Source organism: Aureibaculum luteum, assembly GCF_003449015.1.
GTDB lineage: Bacteria > Bacteroidota > Bacteroidia > Flavobacteriales > Flavobacteriaceae > Aureibaculum > Aureibaculum luteum.
On sequence record NZ_QRGD01000002.1, the window covers coordinates 133,002 to 144,604 of the forward strand.

The 11,603-nt window shown below is 31.5% G+C and carries 9 protein-coding genes; 4 read left to right on the forward strand and 5 right to left on the reverse strand.

Going from position 1 to position 11,603, the window contains the following annotated elements; genetic code table 11:
* Nucleotides 1-30 precede the first annotated feature (30 nt).
* Nucleotides 31-1,497 carry a M14 family zinc carboxypeptidase gene (locus D3P13_RS05840; protein ID WP_117880390.1) on the forward strand — a complete coding sequence of 489 codons (1,467 nt, stop codon included), beginning with the start codon at nucleotides 31-33 and terminating at the stop codon, nucleotides 1,495-1,497.
* Nucleotides 1,498-1,504: 7 nt separating this feature from the next.
* Here D3P13_RS05840 and D3P13_RS05845 read toward each other — a convergent pair whose 3' ends face one another.
* The 5 genes from D3P13_RS05845 to aroC form a co-directional block, all read right to left on the reverse strand.
* Entirely contained in the window at nucleotides 1,505-2,047 is a 543-nt protein-coding gene (locus D3P13_RS05845; RefSeq protein ID WP_117881173.1) for a YfiT family bacillithiol transferase, read from the reverse strand.
* Nucleotides 2,048-2,146: 99 nt separating this feature from the next.
* Nucleotides 2,147-3,079: a peptidylprolyl isomerase gene (locus D3P13_RS05850; RefSeq protein WP_117880391.1), complete on the reverse strand. Its 933-nt coding sequence runs from the start codon at nucleotides 3,077-3,079 to the stop codon at nucleotides 2,147-2,149.
* Nucleotides 3,080-3,156: 77 nt separating this feature from the next.
* On the reverse strand, nucleotides 3,157-6,321 hold the full coding sequence (locus D3P13_RS05855) for a S41 family peptidase (RefSeq protein ID WP_117880392.1): 3,165 nt from the start codon (nucleotides 6,319-6,321) through the stop codon (nucleotides 3,157-3,159).
* Nucleotides 6,322-6,444: 123 nt separating this feature from the next.
* A complete protein-coding gene (locus D3P13_RS05860; RefSeq protein ID WP_117880393.1) occupies nucleotides 6,445-7,266 on the reverse strand; it encodes a T9SS type A sorting domain-containing protein in 822 nt (273 codons plus the stop codon).
* 287 nt (nucleotides 7,267-7,553) lie between these two features.
* On the reverse strand, nucleotides 7,554-8,615 hold the full coding sequence (aroC, locus tag D3P13_RS05865; RefSeq protein WP_117880394.1) for a chorismate synthase: 1,062 nt from the start codon (nucleotides 8,613-8,615) through the stop codon (nucleotides 7,554-7,556).
* Nucleotides 8,616-9,053: 438 nt separating this feature from the next.
* Between aroC and D3P13_RS05870 the strand changes: the two genes are divergently transcribed.
* The 3 genes from D3P13_RS05870 to D3P13_RS05880 all read left to right on the forward strand — a co-directional run bounded on the left by D3P13_RS05870 (nucleotide 9,054) and on the right by D3P13_RS05880 (nucleotide 11,597).
* Nucleotides 9,054-9,524 (forward strand): hypothetical protein, encoded by a 471-nt coding sequence (locus D3P13_RS05870; protein WP_117880395.1) that lies wholly within the window; start codon nucleotides 9,054-9,056, stop codon nucleotides 9,522-9,524.
* A 93-nt stretch (nucleotides 9,525-9,617) separates the two neighbouring features.
* Entirely contained in the window at nucleotides 9,618-10,838 is a 1,221-nt protein-coding gene (locus D3P13_RS05875) for an efflux RND transporter periplasmic adaptor subunit (protein ID WP_117880396.1), read from the forward strand.
* 6 nt (nucleotides 10,839-10,844) lie between these two features.
* A complete protein-coding gene (locus D3P13_RS05880) occupies nucleotides 10,845-11,597 on the forward strand; it encodes an ABC transporter ATP-binding protein (RefSeq protein ID WP_117880397.1) in 753 nt (250 codons plus the stop codon).
* Nucleotides 11,598-11,603: the final 6 nt, after the last annotated feature.

An 11,603-nucleotide genomic window follows, 5' to 3' on the forward strand; every position in this document is an offset into this window, starting at 1 on the left:
TCAACGAATAATGATCAAGACAATTAAACTATGAAATTAAGAATACTACTTATAACTATTATCCTATTAAGTACAGAATTAATGTTGGGTCAATCTGAAGAAATGACCAGCGAACTTTATAAGACTTATGAAAAGTTTAAAGAGGTAAGTTTAGACAAACGAAGAATTAAGCATACTAATATAAAGCCATTAGTTGATAAATTTCATAAGAATTCAAAGTTTACTGTAAACAAAGTTGGACAATCTATAGAAGGTCGCGATTTAAATCTAATAAGTATTGGTAAAGGTAAAACCAATGTTTTTTTATGGTCACAAATGCATGGTGATGAACCAACCGCTACACAAGCCATCTTTGATATTTTAAACTTTTTAGATAGTGATGATTTTTCAAAAGAGAAAAAGAAAATATTAAAAAAATTGACATTGCACTTTTTGCCAATGCTTAATCCTGATGGAGCGGAAGTTTTTACGAGAAGAAATGCTCTGGGTGTTGATATTAATAGAGATGCCTTGCGTTTGCAATCGCCAGAAGGAAAAACGTTAAAGCGTGTTAGGGATAGTTTAAATGCTGAATTCGGATTCAATTTACATGACCAAAGTACCTATTACAATGCTGAGAGAACGGATAAACCAGCAACGATTTCTTATTTGGCACCTGCTTATAATTATGAAAAGGAAATAAACGATGTTAGAGCCAATGCCATGAAGGTTATTGTTTATATGAATTCTATTATACAAAAATATGCCCCAGGTCAAGTAGGGCGTTATAGTGATGATTTTGAGCCTAGAGCATTTGGAGATAATATTACAAAGTGGGGTACGAGTGCAATTTTAATAGAATCAGGGGGGTATTTAAATGATGTGGAAAAACAAGAAATTAGAAAACTAAATTATGTTTCTATTCTTTCTGCAATTTATACAATTGCAAATGGTGATTATAATGATATCGCTGTTGAAGATTACAATAAAATCCCTCAGAATGATCGTAAATTATTTAATCTAAAAATTAAAAATCTTACCTATGAGCTAAACGGGAAACCTTATAAAATAGATTTAGGTATCAATCGCATCGAGGTTGATAATAGAGAAAATACAGATTTTTATAATGTTGGTAGAATTGTAGACTTAGGAGATTTGTCTACTTATTATGGATATGAAACTTTTGATGCAGAAGGTTATAAAATTGTTGCAGGTACATTATACCCAACAATGATTGCTTCTAGTACAAGTTACGAAAGACTGAATGCTTTATCGATGTTAAAAAAGGGATATGGCTATGTTAAAATGGCAAAATTACCTGATGTTAGATATACAAGTAAACCAATGACTGTATTAAAAGTAACTAAAGCTACTCCTAAATTGGATGTTAATGTTGGTAGAAATCCGACGTTTTTATTGCAGAAAAACGGTGTGAATGAGTATGCTGTGGTAAACGGTTATTTAATTAATTTAAATGGTGAAAACCCTAATTTTAAAAACGGTTTAATTTATAAGTAAGAAGAGATTACCAACCCATTCTTTTTTTTAATCCGTCAATATGAGCATAGTGGTGAACGGAATGCCATGCGTAAATTCCGATATTTTCAGCAAGAGAAACTTCTTCATTGGTTTCTGGGTGTACAAAAGTATGTTGTAACTCGTTAGCACTTAATCCCTTTAAGAAATACACCCATTTTTGATGTAATGTATCTAAAGATCTTAAAGAGAGTAGGATGGGGGCAGATTTACCATCTCTAAGTTCAGCCCAGCGATCTTCATAATAGGTTTTTATGATTGGTTTCACTTCTGTTAAAGCCCATTTAAAGCGGATATAGCTATTGTAATGGCTATCTGACAAATGATGCACAACTTGTCTAACTGTCCAACCACCAGGTCTGTAAGGTGTATCCAATTGCGAATCATTCAAATAGCTTACAAGTTTTGTCAATTGTTCTGGGAAATCTTCCAAAATTTGAATCCAATCTGTAATATGTTGGGAAGAAATAGGAGTGGGTATTTTTGCTTTACCTATAGGATATTTAAGGATATCAATGTCTGTTACTGGCATTTTAGTTTTAATTTTAAGAAGCAACAACACTACAAATATAAAAAAAGACTCCATTTTGTGGAGTCTTTTTTAAAATTTTTATAAAACCTTGTGTGAATTTTATTTCACATCTATCAATTCCACATCAAAGATTAATGGAGCGTCAGGAGGAATTACTCCACCTGCACCTCTAGAACCATAAGCTAATGCTGATGGAATTACCATACGAGCTTTATCTCCAACTTGTAATAGTTGAATACCTTCATCCCAACCTGCAATAACTTGGCCAACACCAATTGCAAACTCGATAGGTTCTTTACGTTCAAATGATGAATCGAAAACGGTACCATCTAATAACTGGCCTCTGTAGTGCACAGAAACTTTAGCACCTTTAGTGGCACTTTTTCCATTTCCTTTTTCCGTGATTTTATATCTTAATCCGCTATCTGTTTTTTCAAAACCTTTAGAAACATCACTCAATAATTTTTCAGAATTTTCTTTTTCTTCAGCTTCTCTTTTTGCTCTAGAACCTTCAAAAGTTCTAAAAGCCTCTATAGCGTTAAAATCTTCTGCTTCTTTACCAACTCTTATAATTTCAATGCTTTCTGTTTTGTCATCTTGTTGAATACTGTCAACAACATCTTGACCTTCTATAACATTTCCAAATATGGTGTGCTTATTATCTAACCAAGGAGTTGGTACATGCGTAATAAAAAACTGACTTCCATTAGTTGCTGTACCAGAATTGGCCATAGATAAAACACCCGGTTTGTCATGTTTTAAATCAGGATGAAATTCGTCATCAAAACTATAACCTGGATTTCCAGTACCTGTTCCTTGTGGACAACCACCTTGAATCATAAAATCAGGTATTACCCTGTGAAATTTTAAACCATCATAGTAAGGTTTTCCTTGTGGAAGTATATTATTTTCTAAATTCCCTTCTGCTAGAGCGACAAAATTACCAACTGTTCCAGGTGTTTTGTCGTATGTTAACTCAACTATTATTTCACCTTTGGTGGTGTTGAATTTTGCGTATAATCCGTCTTTCATTATTATATTTTTTAAATGTACTCGTTTTTAATTGTCGGCAAAGATAGTTTGCTTTTAAGCGAAATAAAAACCAAATACTATTTATTTAGTTCTTTTAATAGTATTTCAATTGCTTTATCTAATTGAGGCTGCTTACCCTCTAATCTATCTTTAAAGCTTTCAGCTACATAAACATCAGGACTTACGCCTTCACTTTCCAAGTTTTTACCATCAAGCGTATAACATCCCCAAGAAGGCAAACGATAAAAAGAACCATCAACTAAAGATTTACCTGTGGTAAAAATAATCCATCGATAAGTTTCAGTTCCTACAATGGTGCCTAAACCCAACTCTTTGAATCCACTAGCAGTCATCTCAGCATCAGATAATGATTGTTCATTAATTAAAAGAACAATTGGTTTATTACCATAATTAAAATTAGACTGGCCGGTTAACTTACCTTCTCTATATTTCCAATTTAAATATTTTTTTTGTTGTAAAAAATTAAGCACACCATCATGTACATTTCCACCTGTGTTAAAACGTAAGTCAACTATTAAAGCCTTTTTATCGGCCTCGTTACTTACTAAATCTTCTTTAAATTTTGTCAATTCGCCACCAGACATATTTTTCATATGAACATAGGCTATTTTATTATTTGATTTAGTATCTACATAGTTTTGGTTAAAATCTTGCCATTCATCATAAAGTAAGCTTTTGATAGTATTAGTAGATGAAGCATGAACATTTACTTTATGTTCAACACCTTTACGTTTCAATGTTAGTGTAATCTCATTTTCAAAAGAGGGAACAGAGAAATATTTTTCTCTATTTTCTGTTTTTACAATTTTGACTCCATTTACGGCTACTAATTCATCACCCTTTTTTATGTTTTTACCTTTTACATCTGTAGGACTTTCTTTTACAATCGCATCTACGATATACGGATGAGTATTATTAAATAAAATTCCGGTTGCTAAAGAACGTGTACCATAATAAACATCTTGTTCATTACCATGCGAGTTGAATCCAAAATGTGACGTGTTCAATTCTCCAAGCATATCATTAAAAATTAAACTTAAATCATTTCTACTGGTAACATTGGGTAAATATTGAGCATAATGGTCGCGTAATTTTTGCCAGTTTTGACCATGGAAATTTTCATCATAGAAATTCTCTTCCATACCCGCCCAAGCTTCATAAAACATTTGATCAAATTCATTTACAAGAGCTTTATTAAATGTGAAATTGGTTTCAATTTCCTTTAACTTATTACCCTCTATATCAAGTGTTGCAATAGCTCCATCAAAAAGGATATAATTGTTTTTAGATGAGGATACAATTTGATAACTATTAATTTTCTTATCACTTACACTTTCGGTTTTGTTTTTTTCAAAAGGTTCTAAAGTAGTTTTCCATAGTTTGCTTTTACCTTCACTATGATTAGAAATATAGTAAATAAAGGTTTTATCATCTTTTGTTACAACGGTAATATTTTCTTGCTGACCAAAACTGGGACTAATTTGTTTTAGACGTTCCATTGTATTATTTGGGTTAATAGTTACCACTGGTTTTACAACTTTTTCTTCCTCCTTATTTTTGTCTTTTTCCTTTTTTGATTTAGATTCCTCTTTTTTCTCTTCTTCAAATAATTTTTCAATTTTATTTAATTTAAAAGGGGCTTCATATTTATCTAAAGCCATTTGATAAATTTTAGAATTTGTAGTTCCCATTGGATAGCCTGGTTGTAGTTTATCAGAAGAAAAGTAGATAAATTTACCATCAGGAGACCAAGTAGGTTCTGATTCAGATACTTTGGTATTGGTTAAGTTTGTCGTTTTTTTTGTAGCGATTTCATAAGTAAAAATGTCAGATTCAAAATTGCGATGTGCATTGTAAACTACATACTTATCATCTGGAGAAAAATAAGGATTACTATTATAAAAACCCCATAATTCATCGGTTACAATGGTGTTTGTTTTAAAAGTAATTAAATCTATGATAATTATATTATTTCTTCCACTGATATAAACACCCTTTGTTCTATCACTATTAAAAGTTAGTTGTCTATTATTCTTATTGTTTTTTGTAATTTGTTTTTTATTGGAATTATCTTCGGCATTTATTGAATACCAGTTGTAGTACCCTTTTAAGGATTGCGAATAAATTAAGGTTTTATTATTTTTTAACCATTTTACCTCTTGTACAGCTTCTATCGGGTCCGTTTTTATTTCTTTTATAAATTTTCCTTTTATATCAGAAATAAATAATCTACCTCTTGAAACAAAAGCTAACTTTTTATCATCTGGTGATACATCAAAATAGCTTATTTTACCTTTAGTTTTAAAACTCTGATCTTTATTTAAGGTATTGTTTTTAAAAATTCGAATTATTGGTTTACTCGTTTTTCCAGAGTTTACATCATAAACATAAATTTGATAATCTTTTCTAAAAACAACTTTTTCTCCATTGGCACTTACTTTAGGCCACATTATTGAAGTTTTAAAATTTGTAAGTGATTTTTTTACACCATTATTAAACGTGTAAAGATTGTATTCATCATTGGCTTCATCAGATTTAAAATATAGAGTTCCATTTTTATCGAAAGTCGCTCCAAAATCTTTACCTCTATATGTTGTATATTTTTTAAATGCCTTGGTTTTTGTGTTGTATGATTTTATGTCAGGATTGTAATCTCCTTTATATCTTTTCCTATGTGCAAATCGACCACTTTCCCATGATTCGTTAAAATAAATTTCATCATTAAGCGGATTTTCAACTACGTTGTGAACGGTATTAAAATAGTTTTCAAATAGTCGTATCGGGGTTCCTCCATTTTTATTAATACTATAGGTTGTAAAACTATTGAACCGTCCAGAAGTAAAATAAATGGTAGCACTGTCCCAGCTCCAAGAAGAAACTTTATCATCACTTTCATGAAAAGTAAGTTGCGTAATTTCTCCACCTTTTAAAGGTATAATGTATACATCTGCATTACCGAATTGATTACTCGAGAACGCTAACCATTTTCCATCAGGAGATACACTAGGATTGGTTTCGTCGCCTTCCATTGCTGTTAATCTTTGAGCGTTTCCTCCAGAAGTAGGTACTTTCCATAGATCACTATCCATACTAAAAATAATAGATTCAGCATTTGGTGTTAATGTTGGATCAAGCGTAAAAAAAGTGTCGGTATGTTGTGCGGAAGTAAGATGGACTATTGAAAAGGCAATAGTCATTAACAGGAATTTATAGAACTTCATAATAATAAGGTTTGGTTTAAACCTTAAAATTACCAAATTTTATTAGAAACGCGATAAATTTAGAAAAACGTATGGTTAAAATTAACTAGTTGAGTAATTTAACCATTCAAATAAGAAACAGAACTACTTTATAATCTTAAAAGTCCCGTTTTTATCACCAACCTCTACTTGAATAAGGTATACACCATCTGGTAAATGATCCATATATAATTTAGATTCTGAAGCGACAGGTTTTTTTGACAATACCTTCTGACCAATAGTATTATAAACGTTTACAATGGCGATGTTTTCATCTGCTCTCAACGTTAAAACATCATTGGTTACAGGGTTAGGTGAATAATTAAAACCAACGGAAACCAAGTCTTCAATACTGGCAGTTGTAGTATTTAGTAAGGTGTAATGGTCTATGCCAATGCCCCATGTGAAGGTGTTTTCATCATCATAAATAAATTTGACTTTGAAAGCATTATTAATATATGCTGTTACATCGATGCTTACACTTTGGTTACTACCGCTATTCGGAGCTGTATCATCACCATCTACTAAAAGTACATTTTGCCATATTGTACCATCCCAAACATCAACCATAAAATTACCACTATTGCTAAATGTTTGATGATTATATATCAGCTCTATTGCAGCTGTAGAAACACTTTGGGCAATTAAATCTATGGAAGGACCTTCTAATTCTACGTAATTATTCACAAAACTACCACAGCTATTGTCATTAAAAATTACCCCACCTGAAGAGAAACTAGCAGGATTTGTATAGCCACTACCAATGAGTGAACCTGAATATCCAAACTGCCAAGTGCAGCCGGTAGGACCAGAAGTTGCTGACCAACCCTCAGGAATTACTGACGCATTAAAATTCTCCTCTTGTATTTGAGCGTTGCCTATCCAGGCCATACAGCATAACATACACAGTAAAATTACTTTTCTCATAGAATTGAATTTTAATTCCACTATAATTATTCGAATTCTACTTGATATATGTTTTTAAGTAGTGATTTTTTTTCCATACTTTTTTGTTTATGATAAGCTCGTTATTAAACAGCGTTCATCATTTATTATAAACAATCTAAGTTAGAGGTAAATAGTATAACGTAAAAAGTGTTAAAATATTTTAGAAAAAGTGTACTATAAAATCAACGTCAAAAATGTACGGAAACTATTAGAAACACTAATGCTCAGCATTAGTACAATAGCCCATGATATTACGGAATTAAAAACTAAATTTTACTTGAATTATCTAACATATAAAAATCCATCAAAACCATAGCTGTTAAAGCTTCTACAATAGGTACAGCTCTGGGTACAACACAAGGATCATGTCTTCCTTTACCTTGCACATTTATGGCATTACCTTCTGTGTCTATGGTATCATATTTTTGAAGTAATGTGGCTACCGGTTTAAATGCGACGTTAAAATAAATATCCATTCCGTTAGAAATACCACCTTGAATACCACCAGATAAATTTGTTTTAGTAGATCCGTCTGCATTAAAAGCATCATTATGTTCAGATCCTTTTAGTTTTGTGCCTTCAAAACCACTACCATATTCAAAACCTTTTACGGCGTTTATGGTAAGCATGGCTTGACCTAATCTGGCATGTAATTTATCAAAAATGGGTTCACCAAAACCTAAGGGTACATTTTTAGCTACACAAGTAATGGTACCACCAATGGTATCACCTTGTTTTTTAATAGCTTTTATATGGTCTATCATTTTTGTAGCTGTTTCTGTATCAGGACAACGAACAGCATTTGATTCTGTTTGCGATAAATCTAATTCTTGATAGGATTTATCTAAAGTAATTGCTCCTACAGAATTGGTAAACGCATTAATTTTTATGTCTTTTAGTATTTGCTTGGCGATGGCTCCGGCAACAATCCAATTGGCAGTTTCACGAGCAGATGAGCGTCCTCCACCTCTAAAATCTCTTAAACCATATTTTTTAGTATATGTATAATCAGCATGAGAAGGTCTAAAAGTATTTTTAATATCTGAGTAATCATTGGATTTTTGATTGGTGTTTTTGATTATAAAACCAATAGAAGTACCCGTAGTTTGACCATCAAATATACCCGATAAAAACTCAACAGTGTCAGGTTCTTTCCGTTGGGTAACAATAGCAGATTGACCAGGTTTACGTCGATCTAATTCATTTTGAATCGCTTTAAAATCTAATGTGATACCAGCGGGACAGCCATCTATAATACCACCAATAGCGGCTCCATGTGATTCTCCAAACGTAGTCAGTTTAAATAATTTTCCTATACTGTTGCTCATTTACTAAAAATTGAAAAGCAAAGATAAAATAATAATTCTATACTATAAGCTTAGGTTCAATATAACTTTTCTTTCGTATTGTTATCTTTTTAAGCATTTGAATATTGAATATTCATTTTTGTATTGATAAAATATTGCAAATATCTCACCCCTTCAATGGCTTTAAAATAGAATTCACCTTTATGGTATCGTTTATCATTTCATAGTTTTTATTCTCCCAATTTGTAGCGAGCAATCATTTTCATAAAATGACCTACGTCATTTTACGAAATATAGAGAAGGCATAATTTTACAGTTAAATAAATCAACCATAAAAGTTAGAATTTGAAGCGTCTGTAATTTCTTTAAATGAACGTTCACAGCATTAAAGTATAGTAACAGCAGACGATACAATTAGAGTAAAGTAAATCATTAAATGAAATAATAAAAAAATAGATTATGAATAATTTCAGATATAGACCAAAAGACAATTTTATTCAAGAGGCAAACTGGAAACAACTTTTTGTTCTTACAGAACATTGGAAATCTGATCTTTTGTTTTTTGCAGATGATATAAAATTTCTACATGATTTAATTGATAAATATTTTCTATGGATAGCAAGAAAAGAACATATTGATAAGGTACAAGAGATAGAAATTAACTTGCTAAATGTAGATAGACAAAATTCTTTGTTATTAAAGAAAACGAATAAACATCTAGAACATTTAGAAGCTTTAATTGATGATCCGTTTAAATATGATGCTTATGAATTTAGAAATGAACATGAGCAACTTGAAGATGATTTATCTGATTTCCTAAAATCTTTTAGAAAAAATAGAAAGGAAGTTTTTAGTATTACTGAATTTATAATTGATAAAGAAGAATTAGTAAGGCATTTAGACTTTAGTAAAATTAAAAATTATGCTTAAAATATGTGATTCTATAGCTATAGGTTAACATTGACCTGTATCATATTAATTACAAATTCATATATAAAATTTTACATTTCAAAATTGAAGGAGATGAAAAAATACAGATGGTTAATAGTTACAGCAGTTATTGTAATTGCAGCAATAGGTTATTTTTATGTAAGGCCTAAAATTGAGTCTAAAAAAGTAGCTTATACGTTTACCGTTTTTCAAAAAGGTGATATTGAGTCTGATGTGTCTAGCACAGGAACATTGGAAGCCATTAATACTGTAGATGTAGGTACACAAATATCTGGTACCATCTCTAAAATATATGTTGATTACAATGACCAAGTAAAGGCAGGGCAATTATTGGCTACTATGGACATGAAGATGCTACGCACGGCGTTAGAATCTGCTTCGGCCAATTTAGCCGTGAGTCAAGCCCAATTGAATCAGGTTGAAGATGATTATAAAAGGAATAAGGTGCTGTTTGAAAAAGATGTTATATCTGAAAAAGAATATAATACTTCAAAATATAGTTATGAGCAAGCTGTTAGTTACAAAAAAGCATCTCAAGCTGCACTTACAAATGCACAGGTTAATATGGGATATGCAAAAATATTATCACCTATTAATGGTGTCGTTATTGAAAAAACCGTAGATGAAGGACAGACCGTTGCTGCAAGTTTTTCTACACCAACAATGTTTATTATAGCGGAAGATTTGTCTAAAATGCAAATTTTGGCAGATGTTGATGAAAGTGATATTGGTTATGTAAAGGATAGTATGGACGTACGTTTTACCATACAAACCTATCCAGATAAAAAGTTTTTTGGTAAAGTGAGCCAAATCCGATTACAGCCTACAGAAATAAACAATGTAGTTAATTATCAGGTAGTTATTGATATAGAAAATAAGGGTGGGTTATTAATACCAGGAATGACTACGAACATAGAGTTTATTACAGCTAAAGCAAAAAATGTATGGCTTATAAATAATTCTGCTTTACGCTTTAGACCCACTGAAGCAATGCTACAAGAAGTTAAACCTATATTAGAAGATAAGGCAAAAACAATAGTATCTGATTCTCTACAGGTAGCGTTTAAAAATGCGATTAATAATGAAGAGTTATTTACGCCAACAAATTTCAAGAAAAGTTTACCCGCCAATATTAATGGTTTCTTTTATAATAATGAAAACGGTAAACTAGATTTCAAATTTATAGAAACAGGTATTACATCAGGGTTACAGTCTGAAGTTATAAAATTTTTAGATGAATCTGAAATAACAGAAAATATAAAGGCTATCAACGGTATAAAATCTAAAAAATAGAAAAAGATGCCTGTAAAAAAAGTCATAGAAACCAAAAAGTTAAACCGTATTTTTAAAAATGGTGAAATAGAGGTGCATGCCCTAACGGACATAGATATGATTATTGAAGAAGGTGAATTTGTTGCCATTATGGGAGCGTCTGGTTCTGGAAAGTCAACCTTACTACATATTATTGGCTGTTTAGATAGGGCTACCTCCGGCGAATATGATTTAGACGGAGTACAAGTAAATAAATTAGGTAAAAATCAGTTGGCAGATGTCCGAAATCAAAAAATAGGTTTCATTTTTCAAAGTTATAATTTATTGTCACGTACTACGGCACTTGAAAATGTTGAACTGCCTCTTATTTATGATAGAACGGGGCAATTTCCGAACTCAAAAGAACTGGCTCAAAAAGCTCTTGAACAAGTGGGATTAGCAGACCGTATTTACCATAAATCAAATGAACTTTCTGGTGGACAACAACAGCGTGTTGCTATTGCTAGAGCATTGGTTAACAATCCCGCTCTTATTTTAGCAGATGAACCTACAGGTAACTTAGATAGTAAAGCCAGTATTGATATTGCCGATCTTTTTGTTCAATTGAATAATAAGGGAAAAACAATTGTTATGATTACGCATGAACCAGAAATTGCACAATTTGCAAAACGCATGATTTATTTACGAGATGGACAAATTATTTCTGATAAAGTTATAGAAAAAAGGAGTACAAAAGCATTTGCACTCAAAGAATTGGAAAAACCAGTTGAAACTCCTTAATTGAAC

Coding starts and splice junctions, on each gene's coding strand:
- D3P13_RS05840 (WP_117880390.1), top strand. CDS start 31: ATGAAATTAAGAATACTACTTATAACTATTATCCTATTAAGTACAGAA.
- D3P13_RS05845 (WP_117881173.1), bottom strand. CDS start 2,047: ATGCCAGTAACAGACATTGATATCCTTAAATATCCTATAGGTAAAGCA.
- D3P13_RS05850 (WP_117880391.1), bottom strand. CDS start 3,079: ATGAAAGACGGATTATACGCAAAATTCAACACCACCAAAGGTGAAATA.
- D3P13_RS05855 (WP_117880392.1), bottom strand. CDS start 6,321: ATGAAGTTCTATAAATTCCTGTTAATGACTATTGCCTTTTCAATAGTC.
- D3P13_RS05860 (WP_117880393.1), bottom strand. CDS start 7,266: ATGAGAAAAGTAATTTTACTGTGTATGTTATGCTGTATGGCCTGGATA.
- aroC (WP_117880394.1), bottom strand. CDS start 8,615: ATGAGCAACAGTATAGGAAAATTATTTAAACTGACTACGTTTGGAGAA.
- D3P13_RS05870 (WP_117880395.1), top strand. CDS start 9,054: ATGAATAATTTCAGATATAGACCAAAAGACAATTTTATTCAAGAGGCA.
- D3P13_RS05875 (WP_117880396.1), top strand. CDS start 9,618: ATGAAAAAATACAGATGGTTAATAGTTACAGCAGTTATTGTAATTGCA.
- D3P13_RS05880 (WP_117880397.1), top strand. CDS start 10,845: ATGCCTGTAAAAAAAGTCATAGAAACCAAAAAGTTAAACCGTATTTTT.